Annotated in this window: 22 protein-coding genes and 1 pseudogene; 7 read left to right on the top strand and 16 right to left on the bottom strand. The window is 67.2% G+C overall.

Going from position 1 to position 21,379, the window contains the following annotated elements; all coding sequences use genetic code 11:
• Positions 1-6 precede the first annotated feature (6 nt).
• Positions 7-147: a hypothetical protein gene (locus tag LX88_RS43110; RefSeq protein WP_258953513.1), complete on the bottom strand. Its 141-nt coding sequence runs from the start codon at positions 145-147 to the stop codon at positions 7-9.
• A gap of 90 nt (positions 148-237) precedes the next feature.
• Between LX88_RS43110 and LX88_RS43105 the strand changes: the two genes are divergently transcribed.
• On the top strand, positions 238-474 hold the full coding sequence (locus LX88_RS43105) for a hypothetical protein (protein ID WP_258953512.1): 237 nt from the start codon (positions 238-240) through the stop codon (positions 472-474).
• Here LX88_RS43105 and LX88_RS43100 read toward each other — a convergent pair.
• Positions 449-1,096 (bottom strand): hypothetical protein, encoded by a 648-nt coding sequence (locus tag LX88_RS43100; protein WP_258953511.1) that lies wholly within the window; start codon positions 1,094-1,096, stop codon positions 449-451. The two genes, LX88_RS43105 and LX88_RS43100, sit on opposite strands and share 26 nt — an antisense overlap.
• A gap of 320 nt (positions 1,097-1,416) precedes the next feature.
• On the opposite strand from LX88_RS43100, the gene LX88_RS43095 reads away from it, so the two are divergent.
• Positions 1,417-2,160 carry a MerR family transcriptional regulator gene (locus tag LX88_RS43095; protein WP_258953510.1) on the top strand — a complete coding sequence of 248 codons (744 nt, stop codon included), beginning with the start codon at positions 1,417-1,419 and terminating at the stop codon, positions 2,158-2,160.
• Positions 2,161-2,403: 243 nt separating this feature from the next.
• Entirely contained in the window at positions 2,404-3,063 is a 660-nt protein-coding gene (locus LX88_RS43090; protein WP_258953509.1) for a DUF3159 domain-containing protein, read from the top strand.
• A 35-nt stretch (positions 3,064-3,098) separates the two neighbouring features.
• Here LX88_RS43090 and LX88_RS43085 read toward each other — a convergent pair whose 3' ends face one another.
• Entirely contained in the window at positions 3,099-3,320 is a 222-nt protein-coding gene (locus LX88_RS43085) for an ArsR/SmtB family transcription factor (RefSeq protein ID WP_258953508.1), read from the bottom strand.
• Between the two features lie 371 nt (positions 3,321-3,691).
• Here LX88_RS43085 and LX88_RS43080 point away from each other — a divergent pair, with 371 nt between their 5' ends.
• Complete coding sequence (locus LX88_RS43080; protein WP_258953507.1) at positions 3,692-4,390, top strand: SCO6745 family protein; 699 nt, start codon at positions 3,692-3,694, stop codon at positions 4,388-4,390.
• A 443-nt stretch (positions 4,391-4,833) separates the two neighbouring features.
• On the opposite strand, the gene LX88_RS43075 is transcribed toward LX88_RS43080, so the two are convergent.
• From LX88_RS43075 to LX88_RS43050, 6 genes are all read right to left on the bottom strand, one after another.
• A complete protein-coding gene (locus tag LX88_RS43075; RefSeq protein ID WP_258953506.1) occupies positions 4,834-6,693 on the bottom strand; it encodes a ricin-type beta-trefoil lectin domain protein in 1,860 nt (619 codons plus the stop codon).
• A gap of 86 nt (positions 6,694-6,779) precedes the next feature.
• Positions 6,780-7,724: a carbohydrate kinase family protein gene (locus LX88_RS43070; RefSeq protein WP_258953505.1), complete on the bottom strand. Its 945-nt coding sequence runs from the start codon at positions 7,722-7,724 to the stop codon at positions 6,780-6,782.
• Positions 7,725-7,779: 55 nt separating this feature from the next.
• The gene (locus LX88_RS43065) at positions 7,780-8,079 is read right to left on the bottom strand and encodes a GH32 C-terminal domain-containing protein (RefSeq protein ID WP_258953504.1); all 300 of its coding nucleotides are present in this window, start codon (positions 8,077-8,079) and stop codon (positions 7,780-7,782) included.
• A complete protein-coding gene (locus LX88_RS43060) occupies positions 8,076-8,858 on the bottom strand; it encodes an ATP-binding cassette domain-containing protein (RefSeq protein WP_258953503.1) in 783 nt (260 codons plus the stop codon). The genes LX88_RS43065 and LX88_RS43060 overlap by 4 nt, the downstream gene beginning before the upstream one ends.
• Complete coding sequence (locus LX88_RS43055; RefSeq protein WP_258953502.1) at positions 8,855-9,895, bottom strand: ABC transporter permease; 1,041 nt, start codon at positions 9,893-9,895, stop codon at positions 8,855-8,857. Before LX88_RS43055 ends, LX88_RS43060 begins: the two co-directional genes overlap by 4 nt.
• A 2-nt stretch (positions 9,896-9,897) precedes the next feature.
• Positions 9,898-10,950, bottom strand: coding sequence for a sugar ABC transporter substrate-binding protein (locus tag LX88_RS43050; protein ID WP_258953501.1), 1,053 nt, complete (start codon positions 10,948-10,950; stop codon positions 9,898-9,900).
• Between the two features lie 227 nt (positions 10,951-11,177).
• On the opposite strand from LX88_RS43050, the gene LX88_RS43045 reads away from it, so the two are divergent.
• Positions 11,178-12,206 carry a LacI family DNA-binding transcriptional regulator gene (locus tag LX88_RS43045; RefSeq protein ID WP_258953500.1) on the top strand — a complete coding sequence of 343 codons (1,029 nt, stop codon included), beginning with the start codon at positions 11,178-11,180 and terminating at the stop codon, positions 12,204-12,206.
• 11 nt (positions 12,207-12,217) lie between these two features.
• Here LX88_RS43045 and LX88_RS43040 read toward each other — a convergent pair whose 3' ends face one another.
• The 6 genes from LX88_RS43040 to LX88_RS43015 all read right to left on the bottom strand — a co-directional run bounded on the left by LX88_RS43040 (position 12,218) and on the right by LX88_RS43015 (position 19,542).
• A complete protein-coding gene (locus LX88_RS43040) occupies positions 12,218-14,044 on the bottom strand; it encodes a glycoside hydrolase family 32 protein (protein ID WP_258953499.1) in 1,827 nt (608 codons plus the stop codon).
• A 160-nt stretch (positions 14,045-14,204) separates the two neighbouring features.
• Positions 14,205-15,161, bottom strand: coding sequence for a glycoside hydrolase family protein (locus LX88_RS43035; protein WP_258953498.1), 957 nt, complete (start codon positions 15,159-15,161; stop codon positions 14,205-14,207).
• A gap of 45 nt (positions 15,162-15,206) precedes the next feature.
• The gene (locus tag LX88_RS43030) at positions 15,207-16,103 is read right to left on the bottom strand and encodes a carbohydrate ABC transporter permease (protein WP_258953497.1); all 897 of its coding nucleotides are present in this window, start codon (positions 16,101-16,103) and stop codon (positions 15,207-15,209) included.
• 3 nt (positions 16,104-16,106) lie between these two features.
• Positions 16,107-16,949 (bottom strand): carbohydrate ABC transporter permease, encoded by an 843-nt coding sequence (locus LX88_RS43025; protein WP_258953496.1) that lies wholly within the window; start codon positions 16,947-16,949, stop codon positions 16,107-16,109.
• 167 nt (positions 16,950-17,116) lie between these two features.
• A complete protein-coding gene (locus tag LX88_RS43020; protein WP_258953495.1) occupies positions 17,117-18,394 on the bottom strand; it encodes a sugar ABC transporter substrate-binding protein in 1,278 nt (425 codons plus the stop codon).
• Positions 18,395-18,507: 113 nt separating this feature from the next.
• Positions 18,508-19,542, bottom strand: a complete 1,035-nt coding sequence (locus LX88_RS43015) for a LacI family DNA-binding transcriptional regulator (RefSeq protein WP_258953494.1) — start codon at positions 19,540-19,542, stop codon at positions 18,508-18,510.
• 60 nt (positions 19,543-19,602) lie between these two features.
• On the opposite strand from LX88_RS43015, the gene LX88_RS43010 reads away from it, so the two are divergent.
• Both LX88_RS43010 and LX88_RS43005 read left to right on the top strand, forming a co-directional pair.
• The gene (locus LX88_RS43010) at positions 19,603-19,794 is read left to right on the top strand and encodes a hypothetical protein (protein WP_258953493.1); all 192 of its coding nucleotides are present in this window, start codon (positions 19,603-19,605) and stop codon (positions 19,792-19,794) included.
• A gap of 475 nt (positions 19,795-20,269) precedes the next feature.
• Complete coding sequence (locus tag LX88_RS43005) at positions 20,270-20,716, top strand: tyrosine-type recombinase/integrase (protein WP_372511543.1); 447 nt, start codon at positions 20,270-20,272, stop codon at positions 20,714-20,716.
• 412 nt (positions 20,717-21,128) lie between these two features.
• Here LX88_RS43005 and LX88_RS43000 read toward each other — a convergent pair.
• Positions 21,129-21,379: pseudogene (locus tag LX88_RS43000) on the bottom strand (IS982 family transposase); the annotation flags it as partial.

Here is a 21,379-nt window from a genome sequence, read left to right as displayed (position 1 = left end):
CGTTGATCAGTTGTGTTTCGACGCCTCTGGGAATTCGCCCAAGGCTGCCCGGTCGAGCAAGGTGACGTCGGCGAGGTCGGAATAGCGGACCGGTAGCAGCGCCACCTTCTGCTCGGGGAACCGGTCGCCGCGGTAGCCGAAGACCATGGCGCTGTTCTGCTGTAGACGTGGTTGTCCCGCTGGTCCTCTGGTGTGGTCCGACCCTCAGCACGGACAGGTTCGCGCATCGCCTACTTCGTGTTCGACCTGCTCTACCTGGACGTGCGGTCGCTGCTCACCACGCCGTACGACGTCCGCCGCGCCCTGCTCGTGGGGCTGGAGCTGCCGGGCGACCACGCGGTAGACCCTCCTCGTCCTTCTCGCGAAGGTCCACAGGAACCGCGGCACGTGCGCGAGCGCGAGGAGCAACAGCATCATCCCGCGGACGAGGTCGCGGGCCATGGCCCGCTCAGTCGGCCATCCACGTGCTCTTGAGCCGGAGAGCACGGTCGAAGGCCGCTAGGGCGCCGGCGGCGGACAGCACGAACTTCGCCCATCCAGGCAGTTGAACCGGTGAGACGAACGTACCGAGGTGCTGGGCGACGACCTCGATCCGCGTGATCTGCTCCACGGCCGTAGCGAGGGCCGTCGTCAGTCCCACCAGCAGTACGACGAGGCCCACGGCGCCGATGACCGCACTCACGCGGGGGAACCGCCGGTCGAACCGCGCCCGCAGGCCTTCCTGGGAACGCGGGTGCGACTTCAGCACCTGTTCGCGGCGATCGTATGCGACGTAGTGCATGCGTCTGACCCCGTACAGGCTGGTGGCCACCTCGATGACGCCACCGGGTACGGGGAACGCCACCGGCACATTGCCGCGCAGCACTTGGACGCCGTCGCGGTAGAGCGAGGCCGGACTCTTCTTCGTCGTGCTGTCGGCGAGGTGCCGGACATCGACCTCGTAGACGTGGTGGCGTCCCGCCTGGTCGAGGAGCTCGATGGAGAACAGGGAGCGGGAGAACAGCTGCCAGAGTCGATACGGCTGCAGCAGGCTCCCATCACCGGGCTTGGCCCTCGACACTTGCCAGCGGCGCTTGTACCTCGTGAACATGTTCATCCGCCCTCACCCGGCCGGACCGGCAGAGCCACCGTGTTGGCGCGACGGAGGGAGAGGGCGTTGCCGTTCATGGGTCACCTCTTGTCATGTCGGGGCCACGGACGTCCTGGGCGTCGCCTACGGCCACGAGCCAGGAAAGACCGTGCCGTCACGGCATGGTCAAGTACCTGTGACGCCGGGCGCCGGGCGTCCAGAGACGCGGCAGGCTCGGCGGAGCAGCACGCGGCTGCTCCCGCCGGCCCGATGACTGATCGCGGTCCCGGGGCACGCGCGGTCGCCGAGCTTGACGATGCCGTTGCGGCACGGTGTGGAGTGAGGTCATGTCCTGGAGCACCCGTGAGATCGCCGAACTGGCCGGAACCAGCCTGCGGGCGGTCCGGCACTACCACCACGTGGGCTTGCTACCTGAACCCGGGCGGCGCCCCAACGGCTACAAGCAGTACGGCGTCGCCCACTTCATCCGGCTTGTACGCGTCAAACGCCTGGTCGATCTCGGATTCTCGCTGTCCCAGATCGCCGAGATGGGCGAGGACGACCACCACCCCGCCGAGGCCCTGCGAGCCCTCGACGCCGAACTGGCCGAAACGATCCAGCGGTTGCAGCGGGCCCGCGTCGAACTCGCCCTGATTCTGCGGCAACACGTGCCGATCGCCCTGCCCGCCGACCTCGCCCCGGCGATCGGAGCGACTGACCTGTCGGAGGCCGACCGGTCGCTGGCGGTGGTCATGAGCCGGGTCCTCGGCCCGCAGCACCTGGAAGCCTATGCCGAGATACTGCGCAGCGATCCCCCTGCCGACCAGACTGATGGACAGTTCGACTCGCTGCCCGCCGATGCCGACGACGCGACGCGGCAAAGTCTGGCCGAACGCATGATTCCGAACATCCGCGAGCTGTTGGCCGAGCATCCGGCGATGACGGCGCCGGACGACGAAGCTCCGCGTGGGGCGCGGTTCGTCACCGCGATCGCGGCGGCCGCGGTACAGGAGCTGTACAACCCGGCCCAGGTCGATGTCCTCCGTCGGGTGCAGGCCTTGATGAGGAAAGACCGGGAGGGGCAAGGCTGACCGCCGTGCGTTCCGTGCGATCGACCGCATCAGCTCGTGGAGCACAGAAGTCGACCTGCAGCACGAGGGGCAGGCCCACGGCTCGATGCTCGGATCGGCTCGTCGGACTCCGGGTCAGGCCCGCCCGCATCGTTTCCGCTGAACACCTGAACCGCGGGTGGCCCGTTTCACATCGGGGTTGAGTGTGCCGCAGCGGCACGGCCTTTCCTGTTCTCACACACCACTTGGGAGGGCGGAACAACCATGACGGACGAGATCCACGACCGGACCACGACCACGACCAGGCCAGAGCCCAGCGCCGACCGGAGGACGACGCCGCTCGACCACCTGGGCGGCCCGATGGGGCTGGTCTACTCGACCGTCCCGGTCATCGTCTTCGTCACGGCCAACGCGTTCCTGCCGCTGCTGATGACGATCGCGATCTCGATGGTCGTCGCCTTGGCGCTCACCGGCTTCCGACTGCTGCGCGGCGAACGCTTCACCTCGGCGATCGGGAGTCTGCTCGGTGTGGCGGCCGCCGCGGGTGTCGTTGCCTGGACGGGGTCGGCGAAGGACTTCTTCGTGATCGGCATCTGGGTGGCCCTGGCGGGCTTCATCGTCGCGTCCGGCTCGGTGCTGGCCCGCCGTCCTCTGACCGGCCTCGTGTGGAACCTCCTGCACGGCCGCACGCATGACTGGCGGGCCGACCGATCGGTGCTGCGTGCCCACGACGTCGCCACACTCGCCGCGGCGGCCGTGTGCGGCGGCCGGTTCGCCGTGCAGCAGTGGCTCTACCTCGTCGACTCCACCGGCTGGCTGGCTTTCAGCAAGGTCGCGATGGGCACCCCGCTGACGGTGCTGGGCGCACTCGTCGTCATCTGGGCGTTCCGACGGAGCACCCAACGGCTCGTGGCACCGGCCTGACCGGGCGGACGTTTCCGGTTCGAACGGCATTGGACCTAGAACACGTCGCGCAGGGTCTCCAGGAGGCGGGCGATGTTCGCCTCGTCGCGGCGGTAGTAGGTCCACTTGCCCCGCCGGGTGGCGATCACCAGCCCTGCTTGCCGCAGCATCGCGAGGTACTGCGAGGTGGTCGACTGCCCCAGACCCGTGCGCTGCTGGATGTCGGTCACGCAGACACCGATCTCGACGTCGTCGGGCTCCTGGCCGGGGAAACTCATCGGCTCCTTGAGCCTGTGCCGCTCGAAAAGTCATCACCGCAGCGTGCCAGCCCAGCCTTCCCAGGCTGAGAGCATGCTCAGGTGATCGTGTCCCTGCTGTACAAAGTGACTCGGAAGTTGCTGTCTGCCGCGTCGGTGCTGCTCCGCGGTGAGGCGGAGAAGGACGCGGAGCTTCTCGTGCTGCGGCATCAGAACACTGTGCTTCGCCGACAGCTGGCCGGCCCGGTCCGCTACGAGCCGGCAGACCGATTCTGGTTCGCGCACTTGTGCTCCGGCTCGCCACAGAGAACCCGCGGTGGGGACATCGGCGGATCCAAGGCGAGTTGACCAGACTCGGACATCGAATCGCCGCCTCCACCGTCTGGAAGATCTTGAACGCAGCGGGCATCGACCCAGCACCACGTCGATCCGGTCCGACCTGGCGCGAGTTCCTCGCAGCCCAGGCCGAGGGCATCATCGCGGCGGACTTCTTCCACATCGACACCGCACTCGGCACACGCCTATACGCGTTGGTGTTCCTTGAACACGGCACCAGACGCCTGCACATCACCGGCATCACCACCCATCCGACACGCGACTGGACCGTGCAGCAAGCCAGGAACCTCGCCGACCTCGCCACCAGAGCAGCGGTCAGCGCGCCGATCGAGGGCCGAGCGCTGTATGCCGGGCTCCGGGCGCTCGACGTGCCCGAGGAGCCGGTGGCCAGGCTCTGGCACGCGGCGACGCTGCTGCGGGAGCACCGCGGGGACGGCCACGACGCCGCCCTCGTCGTCAACGGCATCGGCGGCACCGAGGCCCACGTCCTGCTCGCCCTCTCCCTTGGACTGAGGGCGGAGGAGTTCGGCCGGATCCACCACCTGCCCAAGGCACAGCCGGCCGCTGTCGTCGATGGGTTGCGCGGCCGCGGCCTCGTGGACGACGCCGGCGGGTTCACCGACGCCGGCCGGGAGGCCAGCGAGCGGATCGAGGCCCTCACCGACGAGCTGGCGGCGCCGGCGTACGACGTGCTCAGCACGGACGAGTTCGACGAGTTGGTCGCGGGGCTCGAACCGATCGCCGCCGCGATATAGGCCGTCGACGACCGAGCGGGCGCAGCAGGCGCGTCGGCCATGATCCCCCGGCTGGCACCGAGGTGAGCAGGTCGTTGTGCGGGATCACACCACTACAGCGGCAGACCGCGTGAACCGTCACCGACGAACGCCGGCCTCGCCGAGCGTGCACGTTGGCCCTCAGCCTAGACAGCGCCGATGGCCTTGGGAGCGCGGACTAGGAGCAGATTGGGAGCAACTCCGCGCGTTGAACATGCCGTAACGGCCCTCAATGGACCTGAACTGAACCACGCCAACCCGCAAAAGTCTCGTTTCCGCAGGTCAGCGCGGCCCCAATGTCATATTTCACATAGAACTGGCGCGCAGCTTTCAGTTCGTGGGTTCGCAAGTCGATGGTCGGCCCGCGTGGCATGCTGAGCGGATAGTCAGGCCATCCGATCTTCATTGCGCTGTCGCGGTCAGCATCAGTTTGAGGGAATGCTCCAACTCTGGTTCGGACCTCCAACGCAGTCCCACACCTGCAACTGGCGGCCGTTGGCCGAGTTGTTGGCCTCGAGGTCGAGACAGCGTTTCGACCAGGCGTTCTGGTACTGGTTGTCGCCGATGCGGATCCACCGCTGGTTGTCACCGCCCCAGCACGGGTAAGTCTTGATCTTGCCGCCGTTGCCGGGTGCCTCCCCCGGCTGGTCGAGACACTCGTTCCCGACCTTGATCTTCCCAGCCGCCGTGAACGTCCACCGCTGGTTGGCACCGTCCAAGCAGTCCCAGATCTGCGCGATGGCGGCTGTGTTGTCGCGGTCGACGCACTTGCCAGTGCCGTTCCACCTGATCATCCCGACGCCTTGGTCCGGACCGCTGGGTGCGTTCGCCCACGCCTTGCTCAGACGGCGGAATGTCAACGACTCGATCCGCACGGTGCCATTGTTGGCGTAGGCGCGGATGCCAAGGCTACCGCTGGACGAGATGAAGTTGACGTTGTCGGTCACCGAGATCTTGCCGTCGTTGCCGAAGGTCTCGAGTTGTCCGCGGTCGACGAGGACGCGCAGCTTCACTCGGTTGTTGATCGGGGGCATGGAGGCGTCGGCCAGTGTTTGCCGGACACGGTCGTAGCCGATGGCCGCGTCGCGAGTGCCGTCGGAGCGTCGATGCAGCTCGAAGCCGAAGTCCGTCGCCGTCGCTCCTGTCAGGTCGTAGGTGGCCTCGATCTCGTAGGTGTCGGCGCTGATGCCGTTGAACGGGTTGGTGGAGATGTCGGGCGAAATCGTCCGGTTGCTCCAGGTCTGCGTCGCCTGACGGATGGTGGAGATCTCGGTGACGGGGTTGCGGGTCACCCGGATGCCCTCGCCCGGGAAGGTCTTGAGCGCGAGTTGGGCGGGGAAGGACGCGTTACCGGTCCACGTCGAGCCCTTGTTGCCAGGCTGCCAGAACATCTGCACGACCCTGTTGGTGGGCATGTTGGTGAAGGTCAGGCCGGCATAGGCGGTGCCTTCGAAGCTGGTCCGGCCCACGTCCATGCGTTGCGGCCGTGACCATCCGGCATCCGGTACGAAGACGCCGGCGCTGCTCAAGGTGCCGACGACGTATTCGCCGCTGGCGTCCTGCAGCACCCACTTCGGGTTTGCGGTGTTGCCGTCGACCGGGAGTTGGTAGAGGTCGGGGCATTCGAACAGCCAGTCGGCGCGGAACTCGCCGCGGTAGGACCAGTTGAGCAGGTTCGTCGAGCTGTAGAACTTCGCTGTGTTGCCGCCCTCGTTGCCCCAGAAGACCATGCCCCAGCGGTTCTGTGCCGCGTCCCAGAACACCTTGGGGTCGCGCGACTCGTAGGGCGTCGAGATCACTTTGGCGCCGCCGTTGTACATGCGGAACGTCTTGGCGCCGTCGGTGCTGTAGGCGATGGAGACGCCGTTGGTGTTGGTGAACAACAGGATCGGGGCGTCGGCGCCGGCCTTGAGGCCGGTGACGTTGTTGGTGTCCACCCAGCCGCCGCCGGAGAAGAGCGTGGCGTTGTGCATGCCCGGTTCGAGGGCGATCGGCTTCTGGGTCCAGTGCACGAGATCCGTGCTGGTCGCGTGGCCCCAGTGCATCGTGTCCCAGTTCAGGCTGTGCGGGTTGTGCTGGTAGAAGAGGTGGTAGACGCCGTTGTAGTACAGCGGCGCGTTCACGTCGTTCATCCAGCCGCCCTGCGAGCTGAAGTGGAACTTACCGCGTAACGGCTCGTTGTAGTCGGTCGCGTCGTAGGGGTATTCGGGATAGGGCGCCGCCTGCGCCGAGGGGGCGGCGATCACCGCCGTCACGGCCAGGATCGCCATGGCGAGCAAGGCCATGACACGACGATGGAACGATCGGGTGGAGGTGGATGCGGGCATGCTGGCCTCTCTTCACATCTGCGGGAAGGGGGCTTGCTTCGCGTTCAGCAGACTTCGGAACGGGCCTCGGTGGTGAGCAGTTCGTCGAACCACGGTGAATCGGCGCCTGAACGGGTGCAGGTGATGGCTGCGACGCGTTGGGCGTAGGCGAGGGTGTCGACGAGTTCGGCGTGGGTCAGGGTGTGCAGGTTGGTCCGGGTGAGCAGGTCGTTGCGGTCCAGGGCGGCCAGGAGACCGGCCATGAACGCGTCTCCCGCGCCGACCGTGTCGGTGACGTCGACGACGAGACCGGGGAGCTCGACGAGGCCGGACGGACCGGAGGCGTACACCCCCTCCGCCCCACGGGTGACGATGACGAGAGCAGGCCCTTGCTCGTGCCACTCGGACACGACTTCGGCGAGAGGGCGGTCAGGGGCGATCCACCGGAGGTCGTCGGTGCTCACCTTGGCGACGTCGGTCATGCCGAGCCATCGCTGGAACCTGGCGCGCACTGTGGCGTGGTCTTCGATGAGCATCGGGCGGATGTTCGGGTCGAGCGTGATGACGCGGTGCGGGTGCTCACGAGAGAGCAGGGTCTCGAATGCCGCGGCCATCGGTTCGATCGCGAGGGCGAACGAGCCACCCACGTGCAGCGCCGCGTCCGGCGGGAGAGCAGCGGGCAGGTCGGTCACCTGCCAGCCGCCATCGGCGCAACCGTCGATGTAGAACGAGTAGTCGGCCGCCCCGTCCAGGCCGACGTCCACCACGGCCAACGTGGTCGGCGCCGCCGAGTGGGCGGTGTAGCCGAGATCGACGTTGGAGGTTTCCAGGTGAGTGCGCAGAAGCGCTCCCAGGCGGTCGTCGGCCAACCGCGCCAGCAACGCGGTCTGCGTGCCGAGCCGGCCGATGCCGGCCGCGGTGTTGGCCGGGCTTCCTCCCGGCAGGGGCCGGTAGCCGCCGACGCGGTCGGGCACGAGGTCGACGAGCGCCTCGCCACCAACGATGATCATGAGGATTTCCCTGTGAGAGAGGCGGCGGCGGAGCAGGCTCCGCCACCGCGAGCGGTCAGCGTCGGTAAGAACCCATGTGCCACAGGGTGAGGCGGTCGATCCGGGCGCTGCCACCCTCGGAGAAGACCTTCACCTCGTCACCGGCCGCATCGGGGAAGACGAGACTGGTGATCACGACTTGGCCCATGCCGCCGTGGTAGACGAGCCCGTTGGGGTCGTTCATCCAGTTCTTCGCAGGCGTGAAGTGGAACTGCGGCCGGTGGGGCTCGGTGAACGGCGGCTCCGCCTGTGCGACCGGCACCGTCCCGACCAGGGCGGCGACGGTCAGCAGGCCGATGAGGCGACGTCGTCTCATGACATCCCCATGGAGACGTCGGGCGGCTCCATCGCGCCGGTCATGATCGCCACCGCGTCGGACATCGAGATGGTCTTCGGGTCGACGACGGCTTTGCGCCTGCCGAGGCGCTGGATGTGGATGCGGTCGGCCACCTCGAAGACGTGCGGCATGTTGTGACTGATCAGGATGACCGGCAGGCCGCGATCGCGGACCTGCAGGACGAGGTCGAGCACCGCGCGGGACTCGCGGACTCCCAGGGCGGCGGTGGGTTCGTCCATGATGACCACGCGGCTGCCGAACGCGGCGGCCCTGGCCACGGCGACGGCCTGCCGCTGACCGCCGGACAGCGTCTCCACGGCCTGGCCTGGGTTCTGGATGGTCATGATGCCCAGGCCGTCGAGTTGCCGACGGGCCTCGTCTCGCATGCCGTTGCGGTCGAGCATGCGGAACACCGTGCCGAGCACCCCCGGCCTGCGCCGTTCACGACCCAGGAACAGGTTGGCCGCGATGTCGAGCGACGGCGACACCGCCAGCGACTGGTGCACCGTCTCGATGCCGGCCTTCCGCGCGTCGATCGGCGAACCGAACGACACCGGCCTGCCGTCCACCAGGATCTCGCCCTCGTCCGGCACGACCGCCCCGGACAGCGCCTTGATCAGGCTGGACTTGCCGGCACCGTTGTCACCGATGACGGCGAGGATCTCACCGGGCATCAGCTCGAGATCGGCACCGGCGAGCGCGGTGACCCTCCCGTAGCGCTTGACCAGACCGCGGGCCTGCAGCACTGGCGTGGTCATGCCTTCACCTTCCTGATCCACTGGTCCAGCGAGACCGCGACGATGATGAGCACGCCGACGGCCATGGTCTGCCACAGCACGTCCACCCCCGCCAGCGCGAGGCCGTTGCGGAACACCCCGACGATCAGTGCGCCGATCAGCGAGCCGACGATCGCGCCGCGCCCGCCGAACAGGCTCGTGCCGCCGATCACCACGGCGGTGATGGAGTCGAGGTTGTCCAGCTGCCCGGCCTGCGGACTGGCCGACGCGATGCGTCCAATGAGGACCCACGCGCTGAACGCGTACACCGCACCCGCTGTCGCGTACACGCTGAGCAGCACCCGGCCGGTGCGGATGCCGGACAGGCGTGACGCCTCCGCGTCGTCACCCGTGGCGTAGACGTGGCGGCCCCAGGCGGTGTTCTTCAGCGCGAACGCCATGGCCGCGACGAGCACGACCATCATGATCGAGCCGTAGGTGATGCGCGTGCCGCCGAGGTTGATCGTCTGACCGGTCCACAGCAGCAGCGACGGCATGTCGGTGCCGCGGATGGTGGCACTGGCGGAGTACCAGAGGTTGAGCGCGAAGAACACGTTGAGCGTGCCCAGGGTGACGATGAACGGCGGCAGCTTGAGCCGGGTGACCAACAGGCCGTTGAGCAGTCCGCACAGCGTGCCGACCACGAAACCGAGCAGCAGCGCGGGAAGGCCGGGCAGACCGGTGTCAGCGGCCACCTTGGCCATCACGATCGAGGTGAGCACCATGATCGCACCGCAGGACAGGTCGATGCCCGCGGTCAGGATGACGATCGTCTGACCGACCGCGAGCGTGCCGACGACCGCAACCTGTTGCAGGATCAGGGAAATGTTCCCGGGCGTGAGGAACCGTTCGGACAGTAGGGCGAACACCACGACCGACACCAGCAGCACCACGGCGGGGCCGATGGTCGCCTGGGCGTGCAGCAGATGCTGCAGCCGGATCAGCGGTGAGCGCTTGGCCTCGGCCCCGCCGAGCGGGTTCCCGCTCGGCGACTGGCTCTTGGACAACGTTGTCGACATGCTCAGCCCCAGCAGTTCTCGAGGCCCCAGGCGGCGTCCTTCGACTCCACGCCGGCCGCGGGCTGGTCGGTGATCAGGGTGACGCCGGTGTCCACGAAGTCCTTCCCGGTGGTGTTCTGCGGCTTGGTGCCGTCCTTCGCGAACTTCGCGATCGCCTCGACTCCGAGCTGGGCCATCTTCAGCGGGTACTGCTGCGAGGTCGCGCCGATGATCCCCGCCTTGACGTTGTTCACGCCGGGACAGCCGCCGTCGACCGAGACGATCACGACGTCCTTCTCCTTGCCCGCCGCCTTCAACGCCTCGTACGCGCCGGCGGCCGCGGGCTCGTTGATCGTGTAGACCAGGTTGACGCCAGGATCCTTCTGCAGCAGGTTTTCCATGGCGGTCCGACCGCCCTCGGGAGCGCCGTCCGTGACGTCGTGGCCCACGATGCGCGGATCGCTCTCGTCACCGATCTTGTTCTTGTCCTTGACGTCCACGCCGAAGCCCTGCAGGAAACCCTGGTCGCGCTGGACGTCCACGGACACCTGGTTCGGGTTGAGGTCCAGCAGCGCGATCTTGGCCTGCTTGTTCTCGGCCGCGAACTTCGCCTTGGCCCACTGCCCGATGAGCAGTCCTGCCTGGAAGTTGTCGGTGGCGAAGGTGGCATCGGCTGCGCTCGCCGGCTCGAGCTGGGTGTCCAGGGCGATGACCAGCAGGCCCGCCTGACGCGCCTTGTCGACCGACGGCACGATCGCCTTCGAGTCGTTCGGCGTGAGCAGGATGCCCTTGGCACCGGCGCCGATCAGGTTCTCGATCGCGTCGACCTGGGACTGGTTGTCGCCGTCCTGCTTGCCTGCGAACGACTGCACCGTCGCACCGGTGCTGCCCGCGGCCTTCTGCGCCCCTTCCTTCATCTTCACGAAGAACGGGTTCGTGTCGGTCTTGGTCACCAGCCCGACGAGCGCCCCGCCGTTGCTCGTACCACTGCCGTCGCCGCATGCGGTGACCAGCGCCAGCACCGATCCCGACACCAGGGCCGTCAGCCTGACGCCTCTGCGCGCCCGTCCGTTCATTTGTCCTCCTACGTCAACGTTGACGTAACCCACAGCCAGAGACGAAGAGGATCCGTTCCGATTGCTTGTTACGCGCACAGCATTGGACAAGCTCACACCTTGAGATCCATATGGGATCGTTCAGAAACAAGGCGGCTTTCGTTTACGTCATCGTTGACGCTAGCTTCGTGGTTCAGGTCACGACAAGCCGCCGTTACGCAAGCGTTACTCGGATGGAGCAGCGGACGATGGATTCACGGGGAGTGCGGCGCGAGTCGACGATGCGCGATGTCGCCGCGCTCGCGAAGGTCAGCATCAAGACCGTGTCGCGGGTGATCAACGACCTGCCCGGAGCGGGTCCGGAGGTCGTCGAACGGGTTCGCGCCGCCGCGCTCAGCCTCGGCTACCGGCCGAACCTGACCGCCAGCAGCCTGCGCCGGTCCGACCGGCGCAGCGCGACCATCGGGGTGCTGCTGGAGGACCTGTCCAATCCTTTCGACGCTGCCCTCCTGCGTGCGATCGAAGACCGTGCTCGGCAGAACGACGTGCTCGTGCTGGCCGGCAGCAGCGAGGACGATCCGGATCTCCAGCGGGAGCTGGTCACCTCGCTGGCCACCCGCCGCGTCGACGGCATGGTCGTGATGGCCGTCGGCGGTCACCAGGACGGGCTCCAGCAGGAACGCGAGCGCGGCACGCCCATGGTCCTGGTGGACCGTCCGCCGATGTTCGACGGCACCGACAGCGTCACGACGACCAACCGCGACAGTTCAAGGGAAGCCGTGCTCCACCTGGCGAGCCTGGGGCACCGGCGCATCTCCTTCCTCGGTGACCGCAAGACGTTGTGGACCAGCCAGGAGCGCTACACCGGCTACCTCGAGGGGCTCGCGCACGCCGGTCTGACCCTGCGGGAAGAGCTCGTCCGCACCGATCTGCACGGCCCCGGCGCCGCCGAGGCCGCCGCCGCGACGCTGTTCGACCTCGACGAGCCCCCGACCGCGCTGTTCACCGCCCAGAACCTGGTGACAGTCGGTGCGATGCGAGCACTGCGTGCACGCGAACTGCACCGGCGGGTCGCGCTGATCGGCTTCGACGACTTCCCGCTGGCCGACATGCTGGAACCCGGCGTGACCGTGCTGCGTCAAGACGTTCCCGCTCTCGGTCGCAAGGCTGCGGAGCTGGTGTTCGACCGCATCCGGGGGGACAAGTCCGCACCGACGCACGCCGTCGTGCCTGCCACCCTCGTCCACCGCGGCTCGGGCGAGATCCCGTCGCACTGATCTCCGTCCGCTCAGTCGCTCAACAGCAGGTGGTCGACCGCGAGATGCCCCCACGCACCGGTAGCCCGGTCGACCACCTGCACCTGGGCGCTCTGCCCCTGCAGGCCGCTGACGTCCCAGTCGACTGGTTTCAGCACACCGGTGTCGTCGCCGGTGGCCGTCCTCACCACCTGACCGTTCACGACCAGGTTGACCGAGGTCTCCTCAGACGCGCCGTGCGGGTGTCTTCCGCCCGCGATCAGGAAGTGCAGGTGGTTGCGGTCCAGGGCGAACGTCGGTGAGGCGATCGTTCCCGTAGCCGGGTCACCACCGCCGGCGAACGTGTCCAGCGCCCTCTTGCCGACCATGCCCGGCAGGTAGCCGGACAAGGGCCCGGTGCCGGCGAAGCTGCCGGTGGTGGTCCAGCCGGCGTCGTAGGAGGTGCCTTCGAATCCGGAGAGCACCTTCGCCGGGCGTTGAGCCAGGTTCCGGAACTCGGTGATCGTCGTGTTGGCGAAGGTGGCGCTGCCGTCGGTGGCGTACAGGTTGATGCCGGTGTCGGCGGGGTCCGCGAACACCTGGCTCGAGTGCGCGTACCGGCCGTCGTCCACGAACACCTCGATCGTGGTCCGGTCGACGAGGATCCGCAGATGGGCCGTCTTCTTCGCCGGATCCCATGGAGCGTGGCTCTCGCCCAGTGGCCCATTGGGGTCGGGCTGCCCGGTCTGCCGCCGGTTCAGGTAGCTGTGGTCACCGTAGATCCCGGCGTCCGCGTGCCGGGTTCCGTCGGCTGAGACTCGTAGCTGTAGCCCCATGTTCTCGAGCTGGGTCCAGCTGACGTCGGTGTTCAGCTCGTAGGCCGTGCCGCGGTGGGGCAGCGGCACCATGCCGTTGTCGACCCGGATCGTGCCGAGGTTCCGAACGGAGGTGGCGTGGGAGGCCAGGGCCGGAGTCGGTTGGGAAGCAAGCGAGTATCCGTCGGCATACCGCTTCAGCCTGATCTGGCGAACGATCGAGTCGGTGCCGTTGAAGCCGTCCGAAGCCATCGTCGGTGTGGTGTCCGGGTAGGCCCAGTTGTTCATCCACGCCATCGCGAACCGCCGGTCCAGCGGTGCGGACGGGTCCTCCCAGGTGACGCCGCCGTACCAGTCGAAGCCGTGGTCGAGCCACCGCGGTCCGGAGGAGTCGGCCCGGAACGAGGTTCCGTCGAACGTACCGGGCCAGTACACGTAGGTCTCCGGCTTCCCAGCCGCTCTGCCGTTGGCGCTCATGCCCAGCACCCAGTGCGTTGTGCCGTCGTCGGCGCGCATCTGGAACAGGTCCGGGCATTCGAGCAGGCCGTAGGTGCTTGCGAAGTCCGACCGCCGCGTCCAGTTCTTGAGGTCCGGCGACGTGTAGAACCCGATCCGGTCCCCTTCGGTGATCGTCGCGACCCACCGGTTGCGGGCGGAGTCCCAGATGACCTTCGGGTCGCGGAACGCGCTCCTGCCGCCGTTCGGGATCACCGGGGTCTCGCTGTGCGGCCGGAACGTCCGGCCGCCGTCGATCGAGTACCACAGGAACTGCGCCTGTCCCCCGGCCGGAGCCTGAGTGACGAGCATGACGACCGCACCGGCGCCGAACCCGGCGATGTTCGCGGTGTCGATCACCGCGGATCCGGACCACAGGTCGCGGTTGGTGTTGGTGTTCTTCGGCGCGGCGATCCCCTGGTCCGCGAAGGCGACGCCGTCGGAGGTGGTCGCCAGCCGCCACGCCGTGCCGACTTCGGAGGGATAGTTGGCGTTGTACAGGTAGAAGTAGTGGAATTTGCCGTTGAGGTACACCGGCCGCTGCGGGTCGTTCTTCCAGCGATCGGGCACGGTGAAGTGGTACTGGGCACGATAGGTCGCCGCTTGTAGGGCGGCGGCCACGGGCGTTGCCGGGCTTGCGGTTCCTGACGCCAGTACGAGCGTGCCGGCGAATGCCGTCCGCAGCAGGCGAAGTGTGCGCGTCGTCGAGCTCATCCGACCTCCAGTCCTTTTAGGATTCGAGAACGCTGAGACGTTTTCCGTCCCACGCCACCGGCATGGGACCGCTGATGGTGCCGACGAACCCCTGTTCTCCGCGGTTGTGGAACGCGACCAGCACCCACTGGTCGTCGGAGCGGCGGCGGATCAGGCGTCCGCTGTAGAACCGGTCGTCGGTGACCGCTTCGGCGGCCGCGACGTCGAACGGTCCGAGCAGGCCGTCGGCGGGGGCGGCCCAGACCCCGCCGGTCGTACCGGTCACGCGGCGGTCGGCCGAAGCGTGCTCGGCCAGACAGGAGAACAGCAGCACCGGTCTTCCGTCGACGACCTCGACCTGGAGGACCTCGAGCTGTCCGAAGCCTCGCGGAACGGGCACGGTCAGTGCCGGGCGCGGTTCCCAGTGCCGCAGGTCGGCGGAGACCGCGTGGCCGACCACACCGCGCTCGAACGGTTCGCCGGACGCGGCCCGAGCGGTGATGAGCATGTGCCAGCCGTCGCCGGCCGGGTCGGCGAACACCCACGGGTCGCGGAACGCCTCGTCGTGCCACGCGCCGGAGAGCAGCGTCTCGTACCAGAGCGGATCAGCGGCCAGCACCGGGTTGTCCGGCGCGCGGTCCCAGGTGATGAGGTCCTGCGAGGTCGCGTAGCCGATCCGTTGCACGTTCTGGCCGTTCGGAGCGCACGTGGAGCCGGTGTAGAACAGGAACCAGGTCCCGTCGGGATGCCGCACGACCGACCCGGTCCACGTGGCCAGGTCGTCGAACGCCGGGGTGTCCGCGCGGACCAGCGCGTCCTCGACGCGCGTCCAGTTCGTGAGGTCGGTCGAGACCGCGTGACCGATCGAGGCCCGGTAGTGCCGGGCGTCCGGATCACGCAAGGCCTTTGAGGCGTAGAGGAAGAAGAGGTGGTAGCGCTCGCCGTCGTCGGCGAACCAGAAGTCCCAGACCCATGATTCGGGCAGCGCGAACATGCACAAGCCTTTCGAGAAAGTCCTGCGGGAGAAGGAGATCGCGTGTCAGCCCTTGACACCGCTCGCGGCGACGCTGCTGACGAATGCGCGTTGGAAGGCCAGGAACACCACGAGGACCGGCAGCGTGATCATCGACGTGTAGGCCATGACCTCGCCCCAGGCCGTGTTCTCCTGGAAGAAGTACTGCATGCCGACCATCACCGGTCGCAGGTCCTCGTCCTGGACGACCATGCTCGGCCAGAGGTACTGGTTCCACGCCGGCAAGAACGTCAGGATCGCGACCGTGGCGAACGCCGGTCCCGACAACGGCACGGCGATCCTGCGGTAGATGGTGAACCAGCCCGCGCCGTCGATCCGCGCCGCCTCGTCGATCGCGGCCGGGATGGTAGAGAAGTACTGCGCGAAGAGGAAGACCGAGAACCCGTTGGCGATGAACGGGATGATCTGCACTTCGTACGAGTCCAGCCATCCGATGTCGTACGCGATCCACCCGTTCTCGAACACCAGCGTCGGCAGTCGCGTGACCCAGTAGACCATCGGCACCGCGATCGTCTCGAACGGCACGATCAGCGTGGCGATGACGACGCTGAGCACCAAGCCTCGGCCGGTCCAGCGCATCCGCGAGATCGCGAACCCGGCCATGGAGTTGACCACGAGCCCCGCGACCACGACCACCGTCGTGACGAACAGCGAGTTGAGCAGGAACCGGCCGACCGGCACCCTGTCGAACACGCCGGAGTAGTTGCCGAGGCTGATGTCCCCGACCGGCAGGAACGCGCGCCAACCGCCGACGTCGGACAGGATCTGGCCATCGGGCTTCAGGCTGGAGACGAACATGAACACCAGCGGGAAGAGGAAGAAGACAGCCAGTCCGGTCATGGCGAGGTAGATCCAGAGCCGTCGGCGGCGGCGCAGCACGCGCTCGCCCATGTCCACTGCCATGGCTCAGTCCTTCTCTCGAGTCAGGACGCGCTGCACCAGCGCGACGATGAGCACCAGCACGAAGAACACCAGTGACAGCGCCGATCCGTAGCCGATCTGCTGCTGGCGGTAGCCCATGCGGACGGCGTGGTAGACCAGCGTGGAGGTGGAGTCCACCGGACCGCCCTGGGTCATCACGTCGATCTGCACGAACAACCCGAGCGCGGCGATCGTGATGGTGATCAGCACGAACACCCTGGTCGGGCGCAGGCACGGCCACGTCACGTCGCGGAACTGCCGCCACGGGCCCGCGCCATCGATCCGCGCGGCCTCGTACAGCTCTCCGGGGATGGTCTGCAGCCCGGACAGCCAGATCAGCATGTGGAAGCCGACCGCTTGCCACACCGACAGCACGATGATCGCGGTCAGGGCGGTGCTCGGGTTGTTCAGCCACGCGGTGCCCTGCCAGGCGCCGAAGGTGATCGAGTCGAGGAAGGAGTTGATCAGCCCGTCCGGCTGGTACAGGAACTTCCACAGGATCGAGACCACGACGATCGAGGTCACGACCGGGATGAAGAAGATGACCCTGAACGCGACCGCGCCGCGGATCTTCTGGTTCACCAGGATGGCGAGGACCAGGCCCAGCCCTGCTTGCACCGGGACCACGACGGCGGCGAAGGCGAAGGTGTTCAGCACGGAGCGGAAGAACGTCGGATCGGCGGTGAAGGCCCGGACGAAGTTGTCGAAACCGGTGAAGCTGGTCGGTTCCGGCGAGATCAGCCTGGCGTTGGTGAACGACAGGACGAACCCGAGGACCACCGGGACGATCAGGAACACCAGCAGCAACAGCACGGCGGGCGCCGCCATCGCCCATCCTGCGCGGCGTTCAGAACGCAGGTCGCCACGGAGCTTGCGCCGAGAGACCGATCTCGGGGCCGCGCTCGCGGCGCGGCGGTCCGGCGAGGAGATCGCCGTCATGGGAGGTGCCTTCCCTCTCAGCCCGCCGGGCGCTGTCGCCCGGCGGGAGTGACGACCTAGAAGCCGTAGCCGTTCTGCGACGTGATGTCGGCGTCGACGGCCCGCACCGCGGCGTCCAGTGTGGACTTCACCTCGGCGCCGCTCATGATGTCCTTCGCCGCCTTCTCGAAGGACGAGGAGATCACCGGGTAGCCGGGGGTCGCCGGCCGGGCGAGAGCGAACTTCTGCGACAGCACAGCGAACTCGCGCAGTTTCGCGTTGTCGCTGAAGTACTGCGACGCCTTCATGGCGGCCACGGTGCTCGGGATGACCACCTGGCTGTCGGCGAACGCCGTGAGGTACTTGTCCTGGAAGCTGAACTTCAGGTATTCCCTGGCGCCTTCAACGTTCTTGCACCCGGCCGAGATGCCCCATTGCCAGGAGCCGCCGCCGATCTTCGGCCCCTTGCCGAAGTCCACCGGGGGCAGGATCAGCAGGTCGTCACCTACGCTGCTGAGCGCGGCCTTGGCGTTCCACACACCCGTGTAGCTCAGTGCCACGCTGTTGTCGATGAAGCGCTGGTTGCCGATCGGGCCTGCGTTGTCCACCCAGCCGTTCTCGAACGCCTGCTGGAACCAGGTGAAGTACTTCACCGCGTCCGGGCCGTTCAGCGCACCCTCGGCGGACTTCATGGTGTTGCGGTCGACCAAGTCGCCGCCGGTGCTCTGCAGCATCGGCGAGTACGCGTAGGACCACCACTCGCCCTTGTCCGCGGCGCCCAGGTCCAGCGGCGTCTTGTAGCCGCTCGCCTTCAGCGTGGTGACGGCCGCGTTGAACTCATCGAGCGTCCACGGCTTGTCGACGGCCGGAATCCTGATGTTGTTCTTGTCGAGCACCGACTTCCTGGCGAAGATCGCCAGGGCGGCGTCCCAGTAGCCCGCCGAAAAGACGGTGCTCTTGTAGCGGCCGACGGTCGTGGGCAACAACGAGTTGATCAGGTCGTCCGGCAGGCCCAGCGGCTGGAGGTGGCCCGCCCAGGCCCAGTTCGGCATCACCGGGCCGTCCATGTCCAGCAGACACGGCAGCTTGCGCGCCGCCGCGGCGGTGGTGACCGCGTCGTTGTACGAGCCCTGCGGGAAGTCCTCCTGGACGACCTTGTACTTGGTTTGCGACGCGTTGAAGTCGGCGATGATCTGCTCGTACACCGCGATCTCGCCCGGATTACCGGCCGAGTGGGTCCACATCGTGATCTCGCCGCTGGTCGACGAGGAGTCCTGGCCAGCGCGAGAGCAGCCGCTCAGCACGAGTACCGCGGTGACACCCACTGCTATGATCGAGAGGGACTTACGCTTCACCGTGAAGTCTCTTTCTGTGCTCTGGAGCGCGACCAGCCGTCGCCTCCGGGGTTGATGGCAGCGCCAACTGCCATGTGAGTTGCAGTGCTACAAGTGCGATCCGCCGTCGGCCGTCAGTCGCCAAACTGCGCCGGCGGCGGGCCCACCGAGGCCCGCCGGATGATCGGGCACGGCATGAGGTGCGGCACGGCCGGGTCCGCCTGCCGCACTCCGAGCGCCACTTCCATGGCCCACCGCCCCATCTCGTAGTGCGGCAGCGCGATCGTCGTCAGCGGAGGATCGAGCTCCGCCGCGACCAGTTGCTGGTCGTCATAGCCCACGATCGACAGATCGCCGGGGATCGAAAGCCCAGCACGGTGTGCCTCCGCGTAGGCGCCCATCGCCATGCGGTCGTTGAAGCAGAACATCGCCGTGGGCCGCCGTTCGGCAGGTAGGTCCAGCAGTCGCCTGGCCGCCTCTCGCCCACCGCCCGCCACCGGTTCCGCGCGAACGTGCAGGGCCGGGTCGGGCTCGATCCCGGCTTCCGCCAGGACCGCGAGATAGCCTTCGTACCGAAGCCCTGAAGCGACCAGGCCGAACCTTTCCTCCGCGTCCAGGAACGCAATCCGGCGATGTCCTGCGGCCACTAGTTCCCGCACCGCCGCCATGCCGCCAGCCCGCTCGTCCGGCACGACCGCTGCCCGACCACCCGTGACCGGAGCGCAGTCGAGTAGGACAGCGTCTTCAGGCAGACCCGGCGGCACCTCCACCATGCGATGCCACATGCACGCGTAAATGATGGCGTCGACCCGTTGGCCGTTCAGTGCCTGCAGGGCCAGGCGCTCGGCCTCGGCATCACGTTCGGTGTCTACCAAGACCACCAAGTGCCCCTGGTCGCGAGCAACATCGTTGGCACCAGCCAACATCCGGCCGGCGTACGGAGTGCTCGCGATGGTGTCGGAGATGAGGCCCACCATGCGCGTCTGCTGCGTCCGCAGGCTGCGGGCCACCGAGTTCGGCTTGTAGCCGACCGCCTCAGCCGCTTCCCGCACCCGCTGCTGAGTCTCCGGCGAGATGCGCTTCCCGTTCACCCCGTTGAGCACCATGGACACCGTCGCAGTGGAGACACCGGCACGGGCCGCCACATCGGACATCCGGACGCGGACCATCGCGGCACCCCTTCCCGTATCTGCGGTGTGTTTAATCGATTAACTGAAGGTTAAGGGAGTATGCAGCTCGGTCTTTCACCCGTCAAGATTCGACACCTGGCGCTTTGCGAGGCTGTGCGTGCCGAACAGCATCCGTGCAGGTTGAGCAGCATGGCGATACTCGTCGATGACTCCGCCGAGACGATCCCGTCGATCTATGATGAGGCGTTCGATCTGGAGGTGAACGGCCGCAGCGAGGCCGTCACCGAGTAGATCCGGCTGGCGATGGAGTCGAGCAACTGCCCGGACTTCGTGATCGTTTCTGCGGATAGCGCTCACCGCCGAAGCGAGGCGATTCCGCGCACGGCGTGATCCACTTTGCCCTAGCCTGCACGACGTCCGCGGCGTCCAGCACGGCACGGCCACGTTCGAGGGGCACTCGCTGCTGGTCTGGCACAACGTCAGTCAGGTACACCTTTCTCAGCAAACCAACGCTCAACCGCTTGCTCGGCACGCTGGCGCTCCCTACGAGCCACCTGCTGCGCCTCGGCCGCTCTCTCCTCGGCCCCTGGGCTCCGGTGAGCGCCGCGTCGAAGGACCGAGGCATCGACAGCGGAGTCAGCGACCAGGCGCGCCAGTTCACGGGCCTCAGCTTCATACTGGGTACTCGTGAAGGTGTTCGTAAGCGCGCTGGCGTAGTCGTTGGCTGCCAGCATCTCGCGAGTCGCACGCCTGGCCCTCCATCTCGGTGTGGCGCTCGGTACGAGAGGGCGGAGACACGAAGACGAAGAAGTCCAGGCGGACGCTCGCGATGCCGACGCGGTGTGTCGAGGCGTTGAAAGCTCACCGCATCCACCAGGACGCCAGGCGCAACCTCGCGGGTAAGCGGTGGCGGGAACACGGCCTGGTGTTCGCGTCAGAGGTGGGAACACCACTCGACTCCCACAACGTCCGTCGCGCCTTTCGGAGGGCCGTGAAGGCGGCCGGGCTGGTCGCGAAGGACTGGGCGCCACGGGAAATGCGGCACAGCTTCGTGTCCGTGCTCTCCGCCTCCGGCGTGAAGCTCGAAGACATTGCGCGGCTCGTCGGCCACAGCAGCACGACGGTGACGGAGACGGTCTACCGGCACCAGATCGTGCCCGTGATGCAGGAAGCCGCGACGACGATGGACAACATCTTCCCGATGGCTAGCTAGTCGCTAACTAATGCGGCGCGACTGGTGGCCAGCTCCCAGGAGCTGGCCACCAGTTCATTTCGGCCTCGATCAAGCGGATCGTTCAGGAACGGGTATGCCGATCTCTCTTGTACATCCCAGCTGCAACGACCACGGCAGCACCGGCCAATGATGCAACTACCAACCAGCGACGCGACGGCGGATCCGGTGGTGTCGGCAACGTAGATGCAGTCGTGGAAGAACCAACATCAGCGGAACGCCTAGTCGGCTGCACAGTGCTCTGGGCCCGTTCCGCCGCTCGGTCAAGTCGCGCCTGATGCACCGCATTTGCGAGCGCTGCAACGAACGACAGACCGATCATGGTGTAGATCGCCACGCGGCCGCACAAGGGAACGCGTGATGTCGAGACCACTAGATGACTGATTCCAAGGGGTCAGTGGTCGTAGGCGGTCAATGACCGCATGACTGGCTGCCCGGTCTTGTCGTTGTGCCAGATCGCGGTGGTCAGCGCCAGAACCCGTTGCAGGACACGGACTATGACTCCGGCTGGAGTACGTCCGCCGTGCTGCTCCAGGTCGAGCTGTCCTTTGAAGGTCTGGTTGATCGACTCGATGGTCTGGCGCAGTGGCTTGAACAACCGTGCGCCAGGCCGCTCGGGCTCGCCCTTGCGAGCCGGTCGCAGCA

This window comes from Lentzea californiensis, from assembly GCF_024648825.1.
In the GTDB taxonomy this organism is placed as follows: Bacteria; Actinomycetota; Actinomycetes; order Mycobacteriales; family Pseudonocardiaceae; genus Lentzea; species Lentzea californiensis.
The sequence above is the reverse complement of the archived record's forward strand: the minus strand, read 5'-3'. Positions and strand labels throughout refer to the sequence as shown.

Excerpts from the sequence above, each read along its gene's own strand:
- LX88_RS43110 (WP_258953513.1), bottom strand. The coding sequence starts at position 147 with ATGGTCTTCGGCTACCGCGGCGACCGGTTCCCCGAGCAGAAGGTGGCG.
- LX88_RS43100 (WP_258953511.1), bottom strand. The coding sequence starts at position 1,096 with ATGAACATGTTCACGAGGTACAAGCGCCGCTGGCAAGTGTCGAGGGCC.
- LX88_RS43095 (WP_258953510.1), top strand. The coding sequence starts at position 1,417 with ATGTCCTGGAGCACCCGTGAGATCGCCGAACTGGCCGGAACCAGCCTG.
- LX88_RS43090 (WP_258953509.1), top strand. The coding sequence starts at position 2,404 with ATGACGGACGAGATCCACGACCGGACCACGACCACGACCAGGCCAGAG.
- LX88_RS43085 (WP_258953508.1), bottom strand. The coding sequence starts at position 3,320 with ATGAGTTTCCCCGGCCAGGAGCCCGACGACGTCGAGATCGGTGTCTGC.
- LX88_RS43075 (WP_258953506.1), bottom strand. The coding sequence starts at position 6,693 with ATGGCCTTGCTCGCCATGGCGATCCTGGCCGTGACGGCGGTGATCGCC.
- LX88_RS43070 (WP_258953505.1), bottom strand. The coding sequence starts at position 7,724 with ATGATCATCGTTGGTGGCGAGGCGCTCGTCGACCTCGTGCCCGACCGC.
- LX88_RS43065 (WP_258953504.1), bottom strand. The coding sequence starts at position 8,079 with ATGAGACGACGTCGCCTCATCGGCCTGCTGACCGTCGCCGCCCTGGTC.
- LX88_RS43060 (WP_258953503.1), bottom strand. The coding sequence starts at position 8,858 with ATGACCACGCCAGTGCTGCAGGCCCGCGGTCTGGTCAAGCGCTACGGG.
- LX88_RS43055 (WP_258953502.1), bottom strand. The coding sequence starts at position 9,895 with ATGTCGACAACGTTGTCCAAGAGCCAGTCGCCGAGCGGGAACCCGCTC.
- LX88_RS43050 (WP_258953501.1), bottom strand. The coding sequence starts at position 10,950 with ATGAACGGACGGGCGCGCAGAGGCGTCAGGCTGACGGCCCTGGTGTCG.
- LX88_RS43045 (WP_258953500.1), top strand. The coding sequence starts at position 11,178 with ATGGATTCACGGGGAGTGCGGCGCGAGTCGACGATGCGCGATGTCGCC.
- LX88_RS43035 (WP_258953498.1), bottom strand. The coding sequence starts at position 15,161 with ATGTTCGCGCTGCCCGAATCATGGGTCTGGGACTTCTGGTTCGCCGAC.
- LX88_RS43030 (WP_258953497.1), bottom strand. The coding sequence starts at position 16,103 with ATGGCAGTGGACATGGGCGAGCGCGTGCTGCGCCGCCGCCGACGGCTC.
- LX88_RS43025 (WP_258953496.1), bottom strand. The coding sequence starts at position 16,949 with ATGGCGGCGCCCGCCGTGCTGTTGCTGCTGGTGTTCCTGATCGTCCCG.
- LX88_RS43015 (WP_258953494.1), bottom strand. The coding sequence starts at position 19,542 with ATGGTCCGCGTCCGGATGTCCGATGTGGCGGCCCGTGCCGGTGTCTCC.
- LX88_RS43010 (WP_258953493.1), top strand. The coding sequence starts at position 19,603 with ATGCAGCTCGGTCTTTCACCCGTCAAGATTCGACACCTGGCGCTTTGC.